Source organism: Dyella sp. AD56 (assembly GCF_002878475.1).
GTDB lineage: Bacteria > Pseudomonadota > Gammaproteobacteria > Xanthomonadales > Rhodanobacteraceae > Dyella.
Genome location: NZ_NRDP01000014.1, coordinates 1 through 20,931 on the forward strand (window position 1 = coordinate 1; position 20,931 = coordinate 20,931).

The following is a 20,931-nucleotide window of genomic DNA, read 5'->3' on the forward strand; positions in this document are numbered from 1 at the left end:
TCTCCAGATCCTTCAGTCGCTTTGCTTCGGGCACGCTCATGCCTCCGAATTTACTGCGCCACAGGTAATAAGAAGCCTCACTGAAGCCGTGCTTGCGGCACTGCTCCTTGACTGGCATGCCGGCTTCAACCTCTCGCAGGAAGCCGATGATCTGCTCTTCGGTAAAACGCTTCTTCACGTCCAATCTCCTTCGGTTGGGGGATTGGACTCCAAATCGAATCGCTACTCAAAAGCGGGGGGACGTCGAGGTATTCGGAGTGCGTTCCCGAAAGAAAAGCATCAACTTCATCCGCTGGTTGAGCTGTTCGAACGGCACATGGAGAGGTACGGATTTTGGCGCGGATATCGGCCCAGTGGCGAGTCCGACGTGCGTCGGCTCAACGCCTGTGTGACAGCCATACGCAATGAGGCGAAGTCCGCGGCTTTCCGCAATCGCCTGGACAAGCACCTCAAGCTGGTTCGCAACAATACGCGTAGCGCACTCGATCTAGTCCACGCGTTATTTGGGTTGTATAGCCAGCTACTCGTGATTCGTATTGATCTTAGCTACGAGCGCCACCCGCGAAAGGGATGGCTAGCTCTGCCAGTTATGGATGGTGATGCATTCAGTGATCGAGCCCGGCTGATTCGCTACCTGATGCGCAAATGTCCATGTCGACCGGTGGCCTACGTGTGGAAAACCGAGTGGGCGGAGCACACTGGTTGGCACACACACTTGCTGCTGTTCTTCGATGGAAATCGGCATCAGCATGACATCTCGATTGCTCGCATGCTTGGCAAGCACTGGAACGAAGAAATAACCCGAGGTAAAGGGCGACATCACATCAGTAACTTCGATCAGCATCAAGCGCGTGGCGTCGGAAGGATCCGTTACGATGATGCCGCCAAACTGTGGGCGTTGTGCACCATTGTGGTGCCTTATGTCACGAAGACTGATTATTACCTCAAATTGGTCGTGCCTCCCAAGACGCGCACCTTCGGGCGTAGTGGGCTACCCAAGATTCCCGCGAAGAAAATGGGCCGTCCGAGAATCAATACCTCAACACGAATGTTCGACTATACCGGCGTGCTGAATCACCCAGGCTATAGCAGGCGTGGGGTGGGGAAGCAGCAACCAAAATTCAACATGCCCCAGGGGCTGGCATATCGCAAACAGTTTGGTACGGAGCAGGACGCGGACAGCTCGTCCCGCACGAGCAAATACCAGGCTCTGGGGAGTGAACGCGACGCTTGCATCAAGATGGGATGGCAGATCTAGTCGGGCGCACCGCGTTTCAGTCACCGGAGACGTGGGTGGACCGGCCATGATAGGCCTCATGAACGTAAGGCTGCTTTTGTTGTAGCCATTGCAAGACCAGCGTACCGGGATCGACTTTCCACAGGAGTCCGAAAGTCAGCCTGTACTCATCCAGAAGTGTCTGCAACTCAGCCTGACCGGCGGCGGCAGCTTGATCGATGTTTCTCCAACCATCCTTGGGACGAATCTCAAGAAGACGTTTGGCGAAGCGTTGTATGCATTCTTCCTGAGTGGACAGCTTGTCTCGCTGATGTATGCGACGTTTTTCGAGTTTGGGGAGTATCGCGGACGCTTGGGCAATATATGTCTGAGCGGCGTCGATGTAGCCTTGTTCAAGTGAGGCGGTTGCTTGAATCAGAAAAATGGCGGCATCGGCGACTTTTGCACGCATTCCCGTGTCCATGACGGTGCTACGTGGATACAGCTCCAATAGCTGAGCTTTGGCATCTTGACGGTGCTCCGGACTCAATGCGCGGCGACAGATCACCTTGAATTCGATGCATTGATCCGGGGTAAGGTAAGGTTCGGTGAGCGCTAGGAAGATCAAATTCAACCCCACCTCAAGATTGCTAGGTTGCAGCGGAATATCGCTCTCACATACCTGGAAATCGCTGTGATTATTATCTCCACGAGCAGATTTCTTTGACCTTGGCGCCATGGATGGAGTCGGTAAATATTTGAATTTTAAAGATGTCAGTGCGCGAGCCCGTATGTGCTAGGCACATCAGCGTGTGCTCAAGGCGAAGGCGCTTAGCGGATCCAACTGATCACTACGGCTGCGCCTGAGCCCGAGCTACTTCGAAGCCACCGTCGCAGAAATCGTTGTTGCTGGCTAGCGCTCGATAGAGCTTGGCGAGCCAGTAGTTAGGGCCCGACACTTCCTCGAAGTCCTCCGCTCCCTCAATGAGCTTTTCCGCGACGCGCTCTGCGTCTTCACCCTGGCCATAAGCTCGACGAAGCGCGGGATATAGCGCTCCCAAATGTTCGAAGCCCATACGTCTGTAACGGTCGGCGAGGTCGAGTTTGTTGAAGTGTGATCGCAGATGCTGGAACGTCCGAAGCGCCATCCCGGGAGGCCGGATCAGCCGGTAGGACAGGATCAGCGCATCCTCTTCTATGCGCGTGCGCACCGTCAGAAACGCCATGTCCGGGATTACGTCGTAACAGGGGTGTAAGAACATCCGCACGTTCGTCCCTTCACCCAGTATCCCGTCACGCTTGCGCGTGTTACAGACCGCGCAACACGGCACGAGATTATTCGGGAATACTGCGAACTCGGGGTACTGCTCTTTCGGCAGATAATGATCGAGCGTCGATGATTCGTTGATCCCGCAGAATGGGCACCGTGCGACACTATTTCTCTTCAAGAGATCGCCGCGGAGTACCGTCATCGGTTCGGTCTCCACGGTGAACGCGTGCCTTATCGCCTCTTTCTGTAGATCGGTTAGCAGCGCTTCATCGAGCTCGCCGACCTCTGGTGCGGCATCCTCGTAGCCCTGATAGGCGGTGAGCACCTTAGCGCGCGACGCCCGCATTCGTCCCCGCCGCGGTTGGCGCTTGGCCGTGGCGATCTCATCGAATACGTTCGTTGCATCAACGGCGAGCAGCGGAATCGAGCGCATCCGCTACTCCTCAATCTCATCGCGAATGCTCAGAATGTAGGAGCGCGCCGCGAAGCCAAGCTTGCGACCAAACGCTTCCTCGATCTCTTCAAGCGTATTTCGACGCGCCAGCGCACTCAGCGTCTCATGCCAGTCGGTCGAGCCGTCGCCGAGATTGAAAACCTCCTGCGTGATGACGCCGATACTTTCCGCGAACGTCTCCACGCTCGGCGCCACGACCCGGCTCTGATCAGCCGCCCGGCGCAGCACCTGAACGTATTTTGCCGGGGTTTCTTGAAGCACTACCGGCGAGTGGGTGGCGATGATTGCATAGCCGTCGAAGGCTTCGAGGCATGCCCGCACGCTCTTGAGAAACGCAGCAAGCAGCGGTGGATGAAGGTGGGTTTCGGGCTCGTCGATGAGAACCAGCGTCGGCTCCGACCCCGAGATGTGAGCTGTGAGTTCGGTGACGATCTTGAGCACCACCTTGTGACCACTACTCAGGCTCCGGAAAAGCTCGCCGAGCTCGTCATCGTCGCGATCGGCGTAGAGCTTGGTTAATCCAATGCGTTGGAAGGATGGATCGCGTAAGAGAGGCTTCAATACCTCCAGCAAGTTCTCTACACGGTCGGCTGCACGGACACGCGCCAGTGCCGATAAAAACTGTGCTTCGATTTCTGCTGGGGTGCGCAGTCGATAGGCTTGCTCACCGTTCGGTGCGTCATCATCCGATCGCTCGCGAAGGCCACAATAGACGTATCCAAAAATTTCTCTGCTCTCTTGGAGCTTCTCCTTCTCCTCTTCGGTGCGCCCCGGAATGACAAAGGTGTCAAACGCGCTGTAGGACACTACGACCACGGTCTTGAAGGGCGGCGCGATGCCGACGAACCGGCCGGCCGCGTTGTCCAGTAAGTCCTCTTTACTGCCATAGCCGTACCCACTCGCCACAATGGCTAGGTTCGAGAGCAGTCGGGTTTTGCCGGTGCCGTTGTAGCCTATCAAGGCGTTGATACGATTCGGTAAGCGGCCCCGTCGTCGAAAATCAAAGTCGATCGTGAAGGCGTTCGCGCGTCGCGCCACTCGTGTCTTAAACTTGACCATGAACCCCGCGCTTCGCCGCTTCGTTGGCAGGGCGGGTGCACGCAGTAACCGTGCGGCGTCTCCGATCGTCCGCTCGGCCCCACCAAAGCGCAGCAGTGATACGCGGTACGCCTCGCTGTCTTCCACGCTGGCCTTGATGTCGTCGTCAAACGCGACATCTCGAAGGCCGCTGAAGTACGGTTCGAAGATATCGCGTCCAAGTTTGTAGATCGTCTCGTAATAGTCTAGATCTGCGCCTAGCGAGGCATAGCCGGCGGGCAATTTCGTAAAGGGCCGTTTGGGCATTTTGGTGTACCCACTGGTTCGACCCGCCTCAATGATCTTGATGTTGCCCAGATCGTAGCTTTCGTCGGCCGATAAATGCAGCGTGACGTGGAAGGTCGTCTTGTAGCCATAGTCATCCCAGTTATCCTCGACGAGCACAGCATGTGGATAACGCTTGGTCTTGGGCGAGTCGCCTGACCTAAACTTGACGACGAACCTCATTCCAATCTCTCCGTTGTAGTCGTGGCGGCAGGTGGACGCCGCGTGTGTTCTCTATCTCGTCGGTAATCAGGCCAATGCAATTTTCCGGTCGATCCCGCAGAAATCAGCTAGAACGCCAATCACGGATTGAACCTGCGCTGGTAACGCGGATGGGGTAGGTACCTGCGGGGAAAAGGCTGCGGCTTCAAGTGCGAGAGCCACGTCAAAGGAGCTTGAACCTGATAGGTTTTTGGCGAAGAACTCAGCCAGCAGGTCGGCCTTGACGTTGCTGGCTTGCTGCCGGATCTCGTGTTGCAAGGTACTGGCTAGGCCCGGCTGGGCGGCAACGCTCTCGACAAGTGCAGCCGCCATGCGACCGACCTTCTCCGTGAACTCCTGCCCAGACACGCCATAACGGATACCGCGCTCGATGATCTGGCGTCGTTGCTCTTGATCCTCGGCGATGAACTCTCTCAGTATGAAGTCCATAGCTATCATGAAATGCGAACACGAGGCATATAGCAGCCTCCATGCCTGGTTGTTGGACGCGATCTGAGCGAGCAGGTATTCAATGTCATCGAGCCAAGCGTTACAGCCGTCGAAGTTGAGCGAATGGAGCAGCCGGGACTTGCTTTCCTCGTAGCGACCGCGCCAGTCGCCGCCCAGCCGACCCAGCGAGCTGGAGTCTAGGTCGGCAAGGAAGTCCTCTTCGGTAATGCGCTCCTTATGGCTGCGGGCGCTTTTGGTGAGGCGAGTTAGGAATTTGCCATCCAACACCTTGACGTTGTGTTGCAGACCGAAATCGCGCACGTCAGGGCGCGAGTCGGTAGTGGCGACGATGCAAGAATCCAGCCCGAGCACGGCTTGCAGACCCTTAGCCCAGAAGATGCGTTCCAAGGCCTGGGGTGTCTTCTTGTTCTTGATGTCGACGCAGATGCGTTCCCTACTCATGGGGGAGTTGCGCGCATAGAGCCACAGGTCGACGTCGGTCACGTCGAATCGGCGGAATGTGAACTTGACGCCTCTAGCGACGTAATAGCCGATGCTCAGAAAGTAGTTCCTCAGTGCTTCTTCGGCGATGGCGCCCTTGATGGGTTGATTGGTCATCTCTTGAGCCCGCCAGTCCTGATTTCCTGAAGCAAGTTGCGTGCGTTGATCTTGACCGCCTCGGTGGCGTTCTTGCGCTGAACCTCTCGATTGGATTCAGGGACCACGTATTCGGTGATGCGCGCTCCGGGAATGTGCGAAACGCTTTCCGCCGTGATGTCGCCATCTTCGATAACCGCGAGCGCCAGTCGTCCTACCTCGGGCTTGAGCAGCTTCATAGTGAACATTCCGCCGTCGGCGGGGGAAACGGCGACGACGCCTTTGAGTTCGAGCGCTTGATAGTCACTGCCGATGGCCGTCGCAGGACCGACGCTGTGGCCATTAATCAGCTTATTCATCAGCGCCGAAACCATCTGGATGCGGCCGCGATAATAACTGCTGACGGTCATGCCATAGGTGAGCGAGGCGACCAGCGCCTTGGCTAGGTCGAAGGCATCGTCGGCGATCGAATTGCTGAACTTGGAGAAGGCCGCCGGACGGGTTACGAAGTGGTTCTTTCCTTGGTCGTTGCCGACAACGCTGACATCGAACAAGCCGATGGAATGCAAGCGGGAGAACAGTTCCTGCCCTAATATCCTGGTTACAGCGTCGAGTGGCAGGCAGCCTGTCTCCTGCAGTTTCTGGTTGACCTCCCTAAGCTGGCTGGCTTCGCCCGGCTTCAGCGATGACAGAATCGCATTGACCTTGCGCGCCTCATCCCGCCGAAACAGATTGCCGTTGAACAGGAGCCTTTCCTGCGCGGAGATCGGCTCTGAGTCGAAGAATCCGATTTTGGTTGCTAACTCCAACGTGTCGCCCATCTGCTTGCTGGAAAGCTTGAGCTGGTCGGAGACGAGTTCGGTAACGGCTCTGTCGGTCGTCGGGTTTTCGGATGCGATCTCGGAAACGACGATGACCGCATCTTCGTGAGCTTCATGCTCACTTTCGTCGAATATGCGTGCGGTATGTTCGAGCACGCTGTGGCCTGTCAGGCCTAGAACTTCCACGCCGCCATTGCCGGGCATCACCAATCGTTGTCGGGCGAGCTCGGTGATAATCGCCGGCATCTCCGTCCTAGGGCTGATATGGTTTGCACGTGCTAGCGCCTCTAGGCGGGGCTGGGTGACGACGCCCTGCCTTTCGGCCGAAATGGCGGACAACAACGTTCCGCTCTTGCCAGCGAATGCGATGGCGTCAAAATCTTGGTTGGTTGTTGCTTGAAGTTTTCTGCCGTGATGAAGCAGCCAGGCGCCCTGCGTCTTCTTGTCCATAAGTTCCCCCTTTTCTCTCCCCTTGAGCTCGCTCCGCTTCCACAGGACGCAGCCTGCGGGAGCCTGCCCGGGTCTTGGTGGTGCGATCCCGGTGCAGCCCGTTCATCGTAGCCGAACAGCATTGGGTCGGCCGATTCCGGGGCTACGGCTGCCAGAGGGCTACCCTAAGTTTTGCAGTGAGGGCCCCGCATAGAAGAGTGGTGATTGCTGCGGCCACCTGAATTTCGGTCCCCATTGGCCTATTCGAGAGCCGACTTCTAGCCAAGTAATGCCGCAGCCGGCTGCGCTGGAAGAAGTGAGTAAGATAGTGAGTAACGTTGGTTGGTTCGTAATTGGAAAGTAAGTTATATCAATGAGTTGATTTGAAAATTCGAGGGACTCCGGGGCCATTTTTCCCGCCTTTCTGGCGTTGACGACGCATCGTCATTCCGTTCGATAACCTTCTTCGTGCGACATCGCGTCAGCGACGTCGGCTTGTTCGTGTTCCGCATGTTCTATATATTAGAAATATCTAATATATGAATATTTAGGAGTAACCATGCATCCCTGGTTGCTTTCCCTCGCGGGCGGGGTCTTGATCGGCCTTGCCGCCGTGCTGCTGATGGCGACGCTGGGCCGCGTCGCGGGCATTAGCGGCATTGCCAGCAGTTTGCTGAGCGGCGCGCGTGACTGGCCGTGGCGTGCCGCGTTTGTCGCGGGGCTGGTGATCTCACCGCTGTTGCTGTGGCTTGTCCGCGGAGAAAGCGGCATCGGCATGCCGCAGGTGTCATGGCCGTGGATGGCGTTCGCCGGCCTTCTGGTGGGGTTTGGTACACGACTGGGCAGTGGTTGCACTAGCGGGCATGGCGTGTGCGGTATCGCGAGATTGTCGCCGCGTTCGTTCGCCGCCACCGTGGTGTTCGTCGCATTCGGCATGGCAACGGTAGCCGTGGTTCGTCATTGGCTGGGAGGGTTGCCCACATGAAATCGCTCGTGGCCTTGTTCGCAGGACTGCTGTTCGGCGTGGGACTCGGCATCGCCGGCATGACGCAACCTGCCGTCGTGCTTGGTTTCCTCGACGTGGCTGGTGCATGGAATCCACGCTTGCTGTTCGTGATGGCGGGTGCGGTGCTTACCACCGCCATCGGCTATCGCTTGGTCTGGCGTGCGCGCAAACCGCGACTGGAGGCATCGTTCGAGATGCCGTCCGCACGACGCATCGATGGTCGCCTGTTGGTTGGCTCGGCGTTGTTCGGCATCGGCTGGGGTATCGCCGGCTATTGCCCGGGACCCGCGCTGGCATCACTCGGTAGCGGCATCGGCTCGGTGTGGTTGCTGGTGGCGTCGATGATGTTGGGCTGGTGGCTGGCGTCGCGCTGGCCGTTGCGCTCCAATCCCCATTCATCGACATGAGGTGCGCCGTGCAACGACCCGACGTGAAAGCCTTCTTCGACGAGGCCACCAACACCTTCAGCTACGTGGCGTGGGATCCCGCGACGAGCAAAGCGGCCGTGATCGACAGCGTGCTCGATTACGACCCGGTCTCCGGCCGTACGCGCCACCATTCGGCTGATGCGCTGGTCGATTTCGTGCGGGAGCAGGGGTTGGACGTGGAATGGGTCATCGATACGCATGTGCACGCGGATCATCTTTCCGCAGCGCCCTATGTGCAGTCGCTGCTCGGGGGCAAGCTCGGTATTGGCGAGCACATCCGTGACGTGCAGGAAACCTTTGGCCGGATCTTCAACGCTGGCAGTGAATTCCAGCGTGACGGCAGCCAGTTCGATCATCTGTTCAAGGACGGCGAGCGTTACCAGCTTGGCAGCATCGACGCCGTGGCGCTGCACACGCCGGGACATACGCCGGCCTGCATGACGCACGTCATCGGTGATGCCGCATTCGTGGGCGATACCTTATTCATGCCGGACTTCGGCACCGCGCGCTGCGATTTTCCGGGTGGCGATGCGCGCACGCTGTACCGCTCCATCCAGCGCATCTTTGCCTTGCCGGACGAAACCCGCATTTTTCTTTGCCACGATTACAAGACGCCGGGTCGCGACGGCTTCGTGCACGAAACCAGCGTGGGCGCCGAACGGCGCGACAACATTCACGTACGCGAAGGCACTGCTGAAGACGAGTTCGTGCACATGCGCAGCACACGCGACGCCACGCTCGCTATGCCGCGTCTGTTGCTGCCCGCTGTGCAGGTGAACATGCGTGCCGGACAGTTGCCGCCTGCCGAAGACAACGGCACGCGTTACCTCAAGATCCCGCTCGACGCGCTGTGATGGCTGGAGATACCACGTGCCAACGGAACTGGGTCACTCATGAGTCGTAGCAGGATGGGTGTCACCGCGCGTCGTTCGACGGCTGTCACGCCAGAGGCCATGCAGCGCCATGCCGAGGAAGCCGTGAGCGTGCTCAAGGCGCTCGGCAGCACTAATCGGTTGATGCTGGTTTGCCAGTTGTTGGATGGTGAGCGCTCAGTGGGCGATCTTGCTGATGCACTAGGTTTGGCGCAAAGCGTCGTTTCCCAGCACCTGTCGCTGTTGCGACGCGATGGATTGGTGGCCGGACGACGCGAAGGGCAATCGATCTATTACGCGATTCGCGATGAACGCGTCCATGCCCTCATGGCGCGCCTGTTTGAGCTCTACTGCGTCGATCAGTGATGCCACACGGTTCCACCGAAGCGCGCCCACTCCAGCGGAGCGAGCGCGCTTCGGTGGGTTGAATCAGTGGTGCTTGATACCTTTCTCGAAGGCCTTGACCTGCTTCATGGCCTCGTCTCGCGCCAGGCCATAGCGCTCCTGCAGTTTGCCTGACAGGTATTCGGCGTTGCCTTCGGCGACCTTGAGGTCGTCATCGGTAAGTTTTCCCCAGTGCTCCTTGATCTGGCCGCTGAGCTGTTTCCAATGCCCCTGGATGGTGTCTTGATTCATGACTAATCCTCATCGGTTATCGGACAAATGCAATGCGCATTGCGGGGATGGATTCGAACAGTCGCCAGGTTAAGTGCGCGTGCCGTTTGTGTCATGGCGGGTCGTGGGTATTCAGGGGCGTCTTGTTGCGTATGAGCGTCCGAGTGAATTGATGCGCAGTTTTCCTACAGCTTTATCCGGGCCACGACGATAGGAATAGCGTTCAACGGTATTTACGATCGTGGAAGTATCGACGAGCTGTCGTACAGAACCATTGAACCCACACGCGGAGAGATTTCATGCAAACGAGTGCACAACAATCAATGAAAGGAAGTGGATGGATTCTCATGTTCTACGGAATCATCTCAGTCCTCTTCGGCATCAGTTTGATGATGTACCCCATTAGCAGTGCGGTAGGGTTGGCATGGGCTATTGGTATCGTTTCGATTGCGGAGGGTCTGGTCAGCGTGATCGCCCTGTTCCGCAGGCACGTGACTATCTCCAAGGGCTGGCTATTGTTGTACGCGGTGGTCTCGCTGTTGTTCGGTGTGGCTGCCGTTTCACAACCCGCGGAGATGGCTGGCATCCTGTTCATCATGCTGACGGCATGGCTGATCATTGCGGGCATCGTGCGCGTTATTTTTGCTCTCTGTGCCCGCGGCGAAATCAAGGGAGATTGGGTGATTGGCCTCAGCGGCGTGCTCGCAATCGTGCTGGGTGTGTTGCTCTTCATGTACCCGGGCGCCGGCATATTCACGGTCACCATCTGGATCGGCGCGCTCGCGCTGGTCTACGGAGTTACCCAGATCATCGGTGGTTTCCGCTTGAACAAGCTTGCCAAGGTCTGAAGAAAGCACAGAAAGTCCAAGACAAAGAAGCGCCCTCGGGCGCTTCTTTTCTTTCCCATTGGCTGAACCAGTGGCTTAGCTGGAAGCCCTGACTTCGAAGTCTTCACTCGCCACTTGCTTACCGTTGAGCGAGATCACCACTTTGTATTTGCCCTTCGGCCATGCGTTGGGGTTCTGTACCTTGAAGGTGGTGACGGCAGGGCCATCGGTGGCAATCGATTCGGTGGTGCTGCTGAACAGCTCGTCCTTTCCATCGACATAGCTCCACTTGGCGTTCAGCGTCGCGTTGTCGGCGGCGCCGATGGTGGCGACGCTGGCATAGATAGCCTTGTCTTCCGGTGCGAACTGGCGCTGCTCTTTGCTGATCGCCAGAGCCGCATCGACCTGGCTGCCGATGGTCACCGCAGCAACCCGGATGGCACCGGCGCTGTTCACGCTGGCCGACTTTGCCGTGGTCTGGGCTGGAGCCGGCGCAGTGCTGGTGGGGGCTGGTGCGCTGCTCGGCGGTGCCGGTGTGGGGGCGGTCGCCGGAGGCGCGGGTGCTGCCGGTGCTGGCGCACTGGAGGTCGGCGCGGTAGGTGTGGTGTTGGAGGCTTCGTGGTTCTTGCCGCATGCGCTCAGCACAAGCAGGCCGGCAAGGGTCGCGCAGTACAAAGCCGTTTTGCGTGGCTGGATATTCATGTCTGACCCCATGGCTGGTGGCGGACTCACACCCGGCCGGCATTGAAGCACTGCCGGGCGCCTGATTCCGCTCAGGCTAGTCCCGGCGATCTGAAGCTGCGATTACTACGCTCTTTCATCGACGCGCTCTTCACGAGTATGTCGCGTTTTACTGGCGTGCGCCGCGCGGGTTGCCTGGGCGCTCGGTGCCCGTGCTGCGGTAGGGGTTGATGTCCAGCCCGCCGCGCCGCGTATAGCGTGCATAGACGATGAGTTGCTCCGGCCTGCAGCGCTCCATGACGTCGACGAAAATGCGCTCCACGCATTGCTCGTGAAACTCGTTGTGGTTGCGGAACGAGACCAGGTAACGCAGCAGCCCGGCACGGTCGATGGGTGCGCCGCGGTAGTGGACCTGCACGCTGCCCCAGTCCGGCTGCCCGGTCACCGGACAGTTGGAGCGCAGCAGGTTGGATACCAGTGCTTCCTCCATGATCGGTTTCGTGCCGTCGGCGGTGAGGTAATCGGCACGCGGCGGACCATAGTCATCGATGTCGATGGGCAGCGCGTCGATCAGCGTACCCATCAGGTCGATGACCGTATGGCCGCGCGCGCGCGCGTCGCTCAGCAGTACGCCCACCGGCGCACCGGCGGCAGCGGAAAGATCTTTGCCCAGCGTGCTGGCTAGCTGTTCGCGATCCGCGATGCGTTCTTGCGAAAAGCCGTTGAGGTACAGCTTGAACGACTTCGACTCGATGATGTTCGGCGAGGTCGCCGGCACACGAAACTCGGCCAGCGCCACCACCGGCTTGCCGCGCGCGTCGAGCCAGGACAGCTCATAGGCGTTCCAGACGTCCTCGCCATGGAACGGCAGCGGCGCGGTCACGCCGATCTCGTCGCGCTTGGCCTGGCGAGGGATCGGGAACAGCAGGGACGGGTCGTAGCGGTCGGCGTAGACGGTGGTCTTGCCGAGCGGGGAATGTTCGGGAGTGCTCATCCGCCCATTGTAGCCTCTTGGGCGCGCGGCCTCTTTCGGACACGTTCGCACAAAGCTGCGGGGCGGCCCATGACCACTGGCCCGGTTCACCTGGCGACCCGCTACCTATAGTGTCGGGTTCTATACGGGGAGCCTTGAGGAATACGCCTGATGAAGAAACTCGTCCTGGCCTGCGCAGTTGGCGCGGGTCTGCTTGCGGCTGGCGCTATGAGTGCGCCGGCCTTCGCCGACGGCACGGACGCCGCTTTCGATCCCCAGGTGCTGTTTGCGCCGCTATCGCTGCCCGATGCGGCCAACGCCTTTCGCGACGGCGCAGGCAAGCCCGGGCCGCAGTTCTGGCAAAACCGGGTGGACTACGCCATCCAGGCGAACATCGACCCCGCCACGCATACGCTACGCGGCGACGAAACCATCACCTATACCAATCACAGCCCGGATGCGCTGGACGTGTTGTGGGTGCAACTGGACCAGAACATCTACCGTCGCGACTCGCGAGCCTCACTCGGCTCGCCGCGTCCGCGCAGCGACTTTACCGACGGCTACCAGATCGACGCCGTGGAAGTGGACGGCAAACCCGTGCATTTCCTGGTCGACGACACGCGCATGCGCGTCGACCTGTCGCAGGCGCTGGCCGCCAGTGGCAAGCAGGCGAAGCTGCGCATCCGCTACCACTACACCGTGCCGGGTACTTGGGGTGGACGTACCGCGGTGACGCCGACCAAGAACGGCGACATCTATGAGATCGCCCAGTGGTTCCCGCGCATGGCGGTCTACGACGACTTGCGTGGCTGGGACACGCAGCCTTATCTCGGTTCGGAGTTCTACCTCGAGTACGGCGACATCGATTACGCCGTGACCGTGCCGTGGAATTACATCGTTGCCGGCTCCGGCGCGCTCACCAATGGCAACGAAGTACTTACCGCCACGCAGCAGAAGCGCCTCGCGGAAGCTGCGCAGAGCGATGCCACGGTGATGATCCGTTCGCCGCAGGAAGTGAACGACCCCACCAGCCATCCGAAGCAGAGCGGCACGCAGACTTGGCGCTTCCACATGGAGCACACGCGCGATGTGGCGTTTGCCGCTTCACCCGCTTTCATATGGGATGCGGCGCGCATCAACCTGCCCGAAGGCAAGCATGCGCTCGCCATGTCGGTGTATCCGGTGGAAGGCGTGGGCAAGGATGCGTGGAATCGCTCCACCGAATACGTGAAGGGCTCCATCGAGCACTTCTCCTCCAAGTGGTATGCGTATCCCTGGCCTGCTGCGGTGAACCTCGGTGGCCATGGCGCAGGCATGGAATACCCCGGCATCGTGTTCGACGGTTACGACGACAAGGGGCCGATGCTGTTCTGGATCACCGCGCATGAACTCGGCCACGGCTGGTTCCCGATGATCGTCGGCTCCAACGAGCGTCGCAACGCGTTCATGGATGAAGGCTTCAATACCTTCATCGACGTGTATGCCTCCGATGCGTTCAACAAGGGCGAGTTCGCACCGAAGCGCGACAGCGAGTACGCGCCCAAGGGCGGCAACCCGGTGGACGAGATCCTCCCCGTACTGGCCGACGCGAATGCACCCACGCTGTTGGCGCACTCCGATTCGATCTCGGAGAAGTACCGGCACTCGGTAAGCTACTTCAAGGGCGCGTTGGGTCTGGTGTTGCTGCGTGAGCAGATTCTGGGCCCCGAGCGCTTCGACCCAGCTTTCCGCAAGTACATCGCCACGTGGGCCTATCACCACCCGACGCCGTCGGATTTCTTCCGCTTCATGAGCAGCGAAGCCGGCGAGGATCTCTCGTGGTGGTGGCGCGGCTGGTATCTCAATAACTGGCAGCTCGACATGGGCATCACGGGCGCCAGCTACGTGGACAACGATCCAGTCAAGGGCGTGCAGGTCACGCTCGCGAGCAAGCAAAAGCTGGTGATGCCCGCCACGCTGCGCGTCGACTATGCCGATGGCAGTCATGAAGATGTGCGCGTGCCGGTCGAGGCATGGCGACAGAGCGCGACGCCGAAGCTGGCGCTGCATACGGGCAAGAAGATCAGCAAGTTTGAACTGGATCCGGACCACAAGTTGCCGGATGCGGATCGGGCAAATAACAGCTATTCGATGCCCTGATTTACATCGGAACCCTCCCACTTCGTCATTCCGGCGCATCCCGAAAAGGGGACAAGGGCCGGAATGACGCGGTAGGGAAGTGGTGGCGTCGTGCATCCGTGATGAGAGACGAGCAACTGTGATGATTACTACCTCGAAGCGCCTACTGTCCGTGTCCCTGCTGCTTGCGCTATCGGGTGCATCCCTTGCCCACGCGGCCAGCGACGACGAGAGCCGCTGTAAAGCCGAAGCCGCCGCCGTCACCATCACCCGCGACGACTGGGGTATTGCCCACGTACACGGCAAGACGGACGCCGATGCCGTGTTCGGCATGGCGTACACGCAGGCCGAGGATGACTTCAACCGCGTCGAGACGAACTACCTCAACTCGCTCGGTTGGTTGGCGAAGGCCGAGGGTGATAAGGCGATCTGGTCAGACTTGCGGCAGCAGTTGTGGATCGATCCGGCGGAACTGAAACGGCTTTACGCCAAGAGCCCTTCTTGGCTGCGCGAGCTGATGGACGCGTGGGCCGATGGCCTCAACTATTACCTCGCCACGCATCCGGACGTGCATCCGCGTGTGATCACGCATTTCGAACCGTGGATGGCCTTGAGCTTCAGCGAGGGCAGCATCGGTGGCGATATCGAGCGCGTGTCGTTGAAGGAACTGCAGGCGTTCTATGGCAAGTCCACCGACACCGTGGCCTTCGTCGATACACCATCCAGTTGGGTGGAGCCCACCGGTTCCAATGGCATTGCCATCGCACCGAAGCTGACGGCGGATGGCCACGCGCTGTTGCTGATCAATCCGCACACGTCGTTCTTCTTCCGTTCCGAGCTGCAGATGTCCAGCGATGCAGGACTGGACGTGTACGGCGCGGTGACCTGGGGGCAGTTCTTCATCTACCAGGGGTTCAACAAGCACATCGGTTTCATGCATACATCGACCACTGCCGATGTGGTGGACGAATTTGCCGAAACCATCGTGCACGACGGTGGCAAGCTCGGTTATCGCTACGGCAAGGAAACGAGGGACGTCACCACCCGGCCGATCACCATCACCTACCGCAAAGCGGACGGCTCGATGGGGCAGCGCACGTTCACCACGTATGCGACGCACCACGGTCCCATCGTGCGCGAGGAGGGCGGCAAGTGGGTCGCCACCGCGCTGATGAACAAGCCGATGGAGGCGTTGGAGCAGAGTTGGTTGCGCACCAAGGCCATCGACTTCGCCAGCTTTATGAAGATCGCAGAGCTAAAGGCGAACTCGTCGAACAACACCATCTTCGCGGACGACAAGGGCGAGATCGCGTACCTGCATCCGCAATTCATCCCCAAGCGCGACAACCGCTTCGATTACACCAAACCGGTGGACGGCAGCGATCCAACCACCGATTGGCAGGGCTTGCTGCCACTGGATGCGGCGCCGCATCTGCTCAATCCCGCCAACGGCTGGATCATGAACACCAACGACTGGCCGTATTCGGCGGCCGGCCCAGACAGCCCCAAGCGCGAGAACTACCCGCGCTACATGGATAGCGTGGGTGAGAACCCGCGCGGCATCCACGCCACCATGGTGCTTAGCGGCAAGCATGACTTCACCTTGCCGTCGTTGATCACGGCGGCGTTCGATTCGTATCTGCCGGCGTTCGCGCGGCAGATTCCCATCCTGGTGAAGGATTACGACGCGTTGCCTGCCAACGATCCGCTGAAGAAGAGGCTGGCCGGCCCCATCGCCCTGCTGCGGGGCTGGGATTACCGCTGGGGCATCGCATCCATGCCGACGTCGCTGGCGGTGTTCTGGGGTGACACGCTGTGGGACAAGGTCGACAAGTCCGATGTATCCGAAGGGCTTTCGATCTACGACATCATGGCCGAACGCGCCGGCCCCAAGGCGCGTCTTGATGCCTTGGTGGAAGCCTCCGATCGGCTGCAGAAGGACTTCGGCAGCTGGGGTGTGCCGTGGGGTGAGGTGAACCGCTACCAGCGCATCAACGGCGATATCCAGCAACCGTTCGACGACAGCAAGCCGAGCATCCCCGTGCCGTTCACCTCATCGCGCTGGGGCTCGCTCGCCTCGTTCGGCGCGCATCGCTGGCCGGGCACGCGACGCTACTACGGCACCGGCGGCAACAGCTTCGTGGCGGTGGTGGAGTTTGGCGACAAGGTGCGGGCTCGCGCCATCACGGCGGGCGGCGAAAGCGGCCATCCGGAGTCGCCGCATTTCAACGATGAAGCCGAGCGCTACACCACCGGCAACCTGCGCGCCGTGTACTTCTGGCCCGAGGATTTGCAGGGCCACGTCGAGCGTACCTACCACCCGGGAACGTAACAACGTTCGATTTGTCTGGGCCAAGAGCGCCATTTGTGTGATTGAAATCACATAAGTGGCGCATGTTTGTGCCGTGTTCGGTAATTTTTTGCGGTTCCTTCACCTCCGCCGTGAATCAATGGCCCTCGTCGCGAATTCATGCGACGTGCCGCGCCAGGGGTGAGGAATCGCGCGACACACCATGAATGACACATCGATCGGCAGGCCCTTGGGTCCGTCGAGTGGGTAAGTGTTCGCGTCTGCTTTTGGGGTTTCCGTCCACGTCGATTCGGGTCGCTGCGCCTTGCGCGGCGTGGGCTGGTGCGTGTTCGCGGCGGGTCAGGGACGACTCCCGCGATCCAGAGAAATCAACTGTCGAAGACCCGATGCATCGGGGCGGCCGGCCTATGAGCCAAGGCCCGGTCCGGCTGGACGCCGGAGGACCGCTTCGACCCAACCTTGGTATGGGGAGCTCGAATGGAACGTCATACGTATAAGCGTTTGCTGGCCGTTTCGATGTTGTTGACCTTGTCTGCATCTGCGTCCGCTGCGGAGTTCGGCACGTCACCGCCGCCTTCCGCCAACTTCGACGTGAGTCCACTGCAGAACGATCAGACCTATAGCGGTTTCATCATTACCTACAAGAGCGGTAGCTCCGAACGGAGCAATGCCAATGTGGCGGTGCAGAACATTGGTGTCGCCGCATCGCGCGCCAAGCTGACCGCAGGAACGGCCGCTGCACCGCGCGTGCTCAATGTGCGCTATGCACGCAAGCTGGCGACCGGCGCCGATCTGGTGCATACCGATCGCGCGCTGTCGTCCACCGAGGCGGCGACACTGATCAAGCAGATTGCAGCCGATCCGTCGGTGGCCTATGTGGAACCCGAATACATGCTCAAGCGCGTGGACGATATCCGTCCTGCCGCCGCCGCGACGTTCACCACGCCGAATGACCCGTACTACGCCACGTATCAGTGGGACTACCTCACGCCCAGCGGCGCGAACTTCTTCGACAGCTCGCTCAACGCGAACGTCGCCAACTGGGGTGCCGCTAATATCCAGCAGGCATGGAGCCTCGCTGACGGTACCGGCGTCACCATTGCGAGCCTGGATACCGGCGTCACCAACCACCCGGATCTCGACCTCTCGCTGGCCAACGCCGGCTACGATTTCATCAGCACCGCATCGGTGTCGGGGCGTTCGACCAATGGCCGCGCGGCCGGCGGTTGGGATACCGGTGACTGGACCACCGCCAATCAATGCGGCTCGAATCAGGCTGCCGAGGACAGCAGCTGGCACGGCACGCACGTGTTCGGCACGGCAGGCGGCGAGATCACCAACAACAGCACCGGCATGGCGGGTACCTCATACAACTCGCGAGTGGTGCCGGTGCGCGTGCTTGGCCATTGCGGCGGATCCAATGCCGATATCGCCGATGCCATCACCTGGTCGTCGGGCGGCAGCGTGTCGGGCGTGCCGGCCAATGCCAATCCGGCCAAGGTGCTGAGCCTCAGCCTCGGCGGCTCGGGTACATGCCCGTCCAGCAGCGTGCTGGGGCAGGCGATCACTGGCGCGGTCGGCCGCGGCGCTACCGTGGTGGTGGCTGCCGGTAACAGCAACGCCAACGCCGCGAATTACTCGCCGGCCAGCTGCGCAGGTGCAGTGGTGGTGGCGGCGACGGGCGTGACGAGCACACGCGCCTATTACTCCAACTACGGCACCATCGTCACCATCGCCGCCCCCGGTGGCGGCGTCTACAAGGGTGATGCGTCCAGCGGCACGCAGGCGACCACCGGCTTCATCTGGTCGACCATCAATGCCGGCACCACCACCCCGACCACGGCGACTTACGGTGGCATGGCAGGCACCTCGCAGGCCACGCCGCACGTGGCGGGTATCGTGGCGTTGATGCAGAGCTATCGTCTGTCGCTCGGCAAGGCGTTGCTGACGCCGTCCCAGGTGACCTCGTTGCTCAAGTCCACGGCCACCGTGCCGCACGTGACGCCGAGTGGCAGCAAGCCGATTGGCGCGGGTATTGTCAACGCGTATGCCGCGGTGCAGGCGGCAGGAAACCAGCCGTAACACCCGCGGGACCGGCGCATAAGCGCCGGTCCCGTTCTGGTGGGTTCGATCAGATAACGGGAGTGGCAGTCCGTGTAGGCCACCGGTCATGGACAGGCGTGGTCATCCCTGCGGTAAGGTGCCGAAAGGGGGAGCGGCATGGACGCGGCGCGATGCGCTGTGTCGGGCTATTCGCCCGTCACTTCTCGTCATCGCCTGCGGAGTCATTCCATGCGCTTGTTGCCCCTCTTTGCTGCCATCACCCTTGGCCTTGGTGCGTCCGCTGTAGCCGCGGCTGACGATGCGCCCGTGCCAACGCGCGTCGCTGTACGCGCCGCCCACCTTGTCGACACCAAAGCCGGCACCGTGCGCGACAACCCGCTGGTGATCATCGAAGGCGATCACATCGTCGAAGTGCGTTACGACGGGCAAGTGCCCGCAGGCGTCAAGGTCATCGATCTCGGCAGCGCCACGCTGCTGCCCGGCCTGATCGACTGCCACGTGCACCTTACCGGCGATCCGAGCGAAGTGAAGGGCGACTATTACGAGACCATACTCAAGCGCACCGCCATCGATTCGGCGATCCTCTCGCCCACCTACGCCAAGCGCACACTGGATGCGGGCTTTACCACTGTGCGTAATGTCGGCGCTGACGACTACGTTGATATCTCGTTGCGCGATGCGATCAATCGCGGTGACATCCCAGGCCCACGCATGCTGGTGTCCGGCCCGCCGCTCGGCGCGACGGGCGGCCATGCCGACGGCACCACGGGTTTCTCACCGTGGATCGAGTTTCACGACGTCAACGGTGTGGCCGACGGCGTCGATGCCATCCGCCATCGCGTGCGGGAGAACGTCAAGCACGGCGCCGACGTCATCAAGTTCATGGCGAGTGCGGGCGTGCTCAGCGCGGAAACCTCGGTGCGCGCGCCGCAATACTCACAGGAAGAAATGAACGCCGTGGTCGACGAAGCGCATCGCTGGGGCAAGAAGGTCGCCGCGCACGCGCATGGTGCCGAAGCCATCAAGATGGCCATTCGCGCGGGCGTCGATTCGGTGGAGCACAGCAGCCTGATCGATGACGAAGGCCTGAAGCTAGCGAAGCAGCACGGCACGTATCTGGATTTCGACGTGTACAACGACGACTACATCCTCAGCGAATACGCCAAGAAGGGCTTCCCAGCGAGCACCATCGAAAAAGAGAGGATGGTGGGTCGTCTGCAGCGCGAGAATTTCCAGCGCGCGGTGAAGGCCGGCGAGAAGATGACCTTCGGCACCGACGCCGGCGTGTATCCGCATGGCTGGAATGCCAAGCAGTTTGCCGTGATGACCAAGTGGGGCATGACGCCCATGCAGGCGATCCAGGCGGCCACGGTGACTGCAGCGGATCTGCTCGGCATGACGGGCAAGGTGGGTGCCGTGGCGCCGGGTTACTACGCCGACCTCGTCGCGGTAAACGGCGACCCGCTCCAGGACGTATCGCAGCTTGAGCACGTAGCGTTCGTCATGAAGGGCGGCGACGTCGACAAGAACGACCTCAAACGCTGACGCCGTAACACCGTGACACCGTAGCCCGGATTGCGCTTCGCTTCATCCGGGCTACGTGCTTGCAAGTTTGGCGGCTGCGGCGATAAGCATGCCGCCGGACACGCCTTCCACGCAGCGCCGTCGGCGATCGCTCAGCCCGCCAGCCTTGCCGGTACGGGCGAGCACCACACTCAGTGCGCTGTACACCAGTGCGCACAGCGCGATGAAGATGGCCGACAACAACATCGCCTGCCATGCGACCGCGTGCCCCGGATGCACGAACTGCGGCAACAGCGCGAAATAGATCATCATCCCCTTGGGATTGAGCGCTGCCGTAAAAAAGCCGCGGCGTAGTTGCGACGTCACCTGCGCGGTTGGCAGTGCAATAAGGCCGGGTCGCATCGCTGAACGTAGCAAGCGCACGGCAAGGTAAATCAGATACGCCACACCTGCCCAGCGCAGCGCATGGAACAACACGGGCGAGGTGGTAATCACCGCCGCAAGGCCGAACGCCACCAGCAGTGAGTGCAGTGCATAGCCAGTGCACACGCCTGCCGTCGCACGCAACCCGGCGCGAACATCGCCGGATATGGCCTGCGACGCGATGTAGAGCATGTCCGGCCCCGGCACGCAGATCAGCGGGAGCACGGTGGCGACGAACAGCAGCAGCGTATGGATGTCCATGCCATCAGGCTACGCGGCAGCGCCCTGC

At 60.5% G+C, this 20,931-nt stretch carries 20 protein-coding genes; 10 read left to right on the top strand and 10 right to left on the bottom strand.

Features of this window, described 5'->3' with window-relative positions; all coding sequences use genetic code 11:
- Positions 1-178 (bottom strand): transposase (locus DyAD56_RS10855; RefSeq protein ID WP_146010483.1); only part of this gene is annotated, 178 nt, incomplete at its 3' end.
- Positions 179-367: 189 nt separating this feature from the next.
- Here DyAD56_RS10855 and DyAD56_RS10865 point away from each other — a divergent pair.
- Complete coding sequence (locus DyAD56_RS10865; RefSeq protein ID WP_158241312.1) at positions 368-1,258, top strand: inovirus-type Gp2 protein; 891 nt, start codon at positions 368-370, stop codon at positions 1,256-1,258.
- A 16-nt stretch (positions 1,259-1,274) separates the two neighbouring features.
- Here DyAD56_RS10865 and DyAD56_RS10870 read toward each other — a convergent pair whose 3' ends face one another.
- The 5 genes from DyAD56_RS10870 to DyAD56_RS10890 form a co-directional block, all read right to left on the bottom strand.
- Entirely contained in the window at positions 1,275-1,955 is a 681-nt protein-coding gene (locus DyAD56_RS10870) for a hypothetical protein (RefSeq protein WP_146010484.1), read from the bottom strand.
- Between the two features lie 112 nt (positions 1,956-2,067).
- Entirely contained in the window at positions 2,068-2,919 is an 852-nt protein-coding gene (locus tag DyAD56_RS10875; RefSeq protein ID WP_102302792.1) for an HNH endonuclease, read from the bottom strand.
- Between the two features lie 3 nt (positions 2,920-2,922).
- Positions 2,923-4,485, bottom strand: coding sequence for an AAA family ATPase (locus DyAD56_RS10880; protein ID WP_102302793.1), 1,563 nt, complete (start codon positions 4,483-4,485; stop codon positions 2,923-2,925).
- A 66-nt stretch (positions 4,486-4,551) separates the two neighbouring features.
- On the bottom strand, positions 4,552-5,571 hold the full coding sequence (locus DyAD56_RS10885; protein WP_102302794.1) for a hypothetical protein: 1,020 nt from the start codon (positions 5,569-5,571) through the stop codon (positions 4,552-4,554).
- Complete coding sequence (locus DyAD56_RS10890) at positions 5,568-6,821, bottom strand: hypothetical protein (protein ID WP_102302795.1); 1,254 nt, start codon at positions 6,819-6,821, stop codon at positions 5,568-5,570. The genes DyAD56_RS10885 and DyAD56_RS10890 overlap by 4 nt, the downstream gene beginning before the upstream one ends.
- Positions 6,822-7,359: 538 nt before the next feature.
- Between DyAD56_RS10890 and DyAD56_RS10895 the strand changes: the two genes are divergently transcribed.
- From DyAD56_RS10895 to DyAD56_RS10910, 4 genes are read left to right on the top strand one after another with little or no spacing between them, the layout of a single operon-like run.
- Positions 7,360-7,785 (top strand): YeeE/YedE family protein, encoded by a 426-nt coding sequence (locus DyAD56_RS10895; protein ID WP_102302796.1) that lies wholly within the window; start codon positions 7,360-7,362, stop codon positions 7,783-7,785.
- Positions 7,782-8,213 (top strand): DUF6691 family protein, encoded by a 432-nt coding sequence (locus DyAD56_RS10900; protein WP_199178943.1) that lies wholly within the window; start codon positions 7,782-7,784, stop codon positions 8,211-8,213. Before DyAD56_RS10895 ends, DyAD56_RS10900 begins: the two co-directional genes overlap by 4 nt.
- Positions 8,214-8,221: 8 nt before the next feature.
- Positions 8,222-9,088 carry an MBL fold metallo-hydrolase gene (locus tag DyAD56_RS10905; protein WP_102302797.1) on the top strand — a complete coding sequence of 289 codons (867 nt, stop codon included), beginning with the start codon at positions 8,222-8,224 and terminating at the stop codon, positions 9,086-9,088.
- 39 nt (positions 9,089-9,127) lie between these two features.
- Positions 9,128-9,472, top strand: a complete 345-nt coding sequence (locus DyAD56_RS10910; protein WP_233202378.1) for a metalloregulator ArsR/SmtB family transcription factor — start codon at positions 9,128-9,130, stop codon at positions 9,470-9,472.
- 63 nt (positions 9,473-9,535) lie between these two features.
- Here DyAD56_RS10910 and DyAD56_RS10915 read toward each other — a convergent pair whose 3' ends face one another.
- Positions 9,536-9,742 carry a CsbD family protein gene (locus DyAD56_RS10915; protein ID WP_102302798.1) on the bottom strand — a complete coding sequence of 69 codons (207 nt, stop codon included), beginning with the start codon at positions 9,740-9,742 and terminating at the stop codon, positions 9,536-9,538.
- Positions 9,743-10,020: 278 nt separating this feature from the next.
- Here DyAD56_RS10915 and DyAD56_RS10920 point away from each other — a divergent pair, with 278 nt between their 5' ends.
- Positions 10,021-10,569, top strand: coding sequence for a DUF308 domain-containing protein (locus DyAD56_RS10920; protein WP_102302799.1), 549 nt, complete (start codon positions 10,021-10,023; stop codon positions 10,567-10,569).
- A gap of 75 nt (positions 10,570-10,644) precedes the next feature.
- Here the strand turns inward: DyAD56_RS10920 and DyAD56_RS10925 are convergent, their stop codons facing one another.
- A complete protein-coding gene (locus tag DyAD56_RS10925; protein WP_102302800.1) occupies positions 10,645-11,250 on the bottom strand; it encodes a hypothetical protein in 606 nt (201 codons plus the stop codon).
- Positions 11,251-11,398: 148 nt separating this feature from the next.
- Positions 11,399-12,223: an NADPH-dependent 7-cyano-7-deazaguanine reductase QueF gene (gene queF, locus DyAD56_RS10930; protein WP_102302801.1), complete on the bottom strand. Its 825-nt coding sequence runs from the start codon at positions 12,221-12,223 to the stop codon at positions 11,399-11,401.
- 207 nt (positions 12,224-12,430) lie between these two features.
- On the opposite strand from queF, the gene DyAD56_RS10935 reads away from it, so the two are divergent.
- From DyAD56_RS10935 to DyAD56_RS10950, 4 genes are all read left to right on the top strand, one after another.
- Positions 12,431-14,341 carry a M1 family metallopeptidase gene (locus tag DyAD56_RS10935; protein ID WP_233202379.1) on the top strand — a complete coding sequence of 637 codons (1,911 nt, stop codon included), beginning with the start codon at positions 12,431-12,433 and terminating at the stop codon, positions 14,339-14,341.
- A gap of 121 nt (positions 14,342-14,462) precedes the next feature.
- Entirely contained in the window at positions 14,463-16,652 is a 2,190-nt protein-coding gene (locus DyAD56_RS10940; RefSeq protein WP_102302803.1) for a penicillin acylase family protein, read from the top strand.
- A 456-nt stretch (positions 16,653-17,108) separates the two neighbouring features.
- Positions 17,109-18,713: a S8 family serine peptidase gene (locus DyAD56_RS10945; protein ID WP_102302804.1), complete on the top strand. Its 1,605-nt coding sequence runs from the start codon at positions 17,109-17,111 to the stop codon at positions 18,711-18,713.
- A 210-nt stretch (positions 18,714-18,923) separates the two neighbouring features.
- A complete protein-coding gene (locus DyAD56_RS10950; RefSeq protein ID WP_102302805.1) occupies positions 18,924-20,240 on the top strand; it encodes an amidohydrolase family protein in 1,317 nt (438 codons plus the stop codon).
- Between the two features lie 51 nt (positions 20,241-20,291).
- Here DyAD56_RS10950 and DyAD56_RS10955 read toward each other — a convergent pair whose 3' ends face one another.
- On the bottom strand, positions 20,292-20,903 hold the full coding sequence (locus DyAD56_RS10955; protein ID WP_102302806.1) for a LysE family translocator: 612 nt from the start codon (positions 20,901-20,903) through the stop codon (positions 20,292-20,294).
- Between the last annotated feature and the right edge of the window lie 28 nt (positions 20,904-20,931).

What these genes read in the sequence shown, in the direction of transcription:
- DyAD56_RS10900 (WP_199178943.1), top strand. Translation starts at nt 7,782, where the DNA reads ATGAAATCGCTCGTGGCCTTGTTCGCAGGACTGCTGTTCGGCGTGGGA.
- DyAD56_RS10890 (WP_102302795.1), bottom strand. Translation starts at nt 6,821, where the DNA reads ATGGACAAGAAGACGCAGGGCGCCTGGCTGCTTCATCACGGCAGAAAA.
- DyAD56_RS10945 (WP_102302804.1), top strand. Translation starts at nt 17,109, where the DNA reads ATGGAACGTCATACGTATAAGCGTTTGCTGGCCGTTTCGATGTTGTTG.
- DyAD56_RS10925 (WP_102302800.1), bottom strand. Translation starts at nt 11,250, where the DNA reads ATGAATATCCAGCCACGCAAAACGGCTTTGTACTGCGCGACCCTTGCC.
- DyAD56_RS10870 (WP_146010484.1), bottom strand. Translation starts at nt 1,955, where the DNA reads ATGGCGCCAAGGTCAAAGAAATCTGCTCGTGGAGATAATAATCACAGC.
- DyAD56_RS10910 (WP_233202378.1), top strand. Translation starts at nt 9,128, where the DNA reads ATGAGTCGTAGCAGGATGGGTGTCACCGCGCGTCGTTCGACGGCTGTC.
- DyAD56_RS10940 (WP_102302803.1), top strand. Translation starts at nt 14,463, where the DNA reads ATGATTACTACCTCGAAGCGCCTACTGTCCGTGTCCCTGCTGCTTGCG.
- DyAD56_RS10880 (WP_102302793.1), bottom strand. Translation starts at nt 4,485, where the DNA reads ATGAGGTTCGTCGTCAAGTTTAGGTCAGGCGACTCGCCCAAGACCAAG.
- DyAD56_RS10955 (WP_102302806.1), bottom strand. Translation starts at nt 20,903, where the DNA reads ATGGACATCCATACGCTGCTGCTGTTCGTCGCCACCGTGCTCCCGCTG.
- queF (WP_102302801.1), bottom strand. Translation starts at nt 12,223, where the DNA reads ATGAGCACTCCCGAACATTCCCCGCTCGGCAAGACCACCGTCTACGCC.
- DyAD56_RS10895 (WP_102302796.1), top strand. Translation starts at nt 7,360, where the DNA reads ATGCATCCCTGGTTGCTTTCCCTCGCGGGCGGGGTCTTGATCGGCCTT.
- DyAD56_RS10885 (WP_102302794.1), bottom strand. Translation starts at nt 5,571, where the DNA reads ATGACCAATCAACCCATCAAGGGCGCCATCGCCGAAGAAGCACTGAGG.
- DyAD56_RS10915 (WP_102302798.1), bottom strand. Translation starts at nt 9,742, where the DNA reads ATGAATCAAGACACCATCCAGGGGCATTGGAAACAGCTCAGCGGCCAG.
- DyAD56_RS10935 (WP_233202379.1), top strand. Translation starts at nt 12,431, where the DNA reads ATGAGTGCGCCGGCCTTCGCCGACGGCACGGACGCCGCTTTCGATCCC.
- DyAD56_RS10920 (WP_102302799.1), top strand. Translation starts at nt 10,021, where the DNA reads ATGCAAACGAGTGCACAACAATCAATGAAAGGAAGTGGATGGATTCTC.
- DyAD56_RS10950 (WP_102302805.1), top strand. Translation starts at nt 18,924, where the DNA reads ATGCGCTTGTTGCCCCTCTTTGCTGCCATCACCCTTGGCCTTGGTGCG.
- DyAD56_RS10875 (WP_102302792.1), bottom strand. Translation starts at nt 2,919, where the DNA reads ATGCGCTCGATTCCGCTGCTCGCCGTTGATGCAACGAACGTATTCGAT.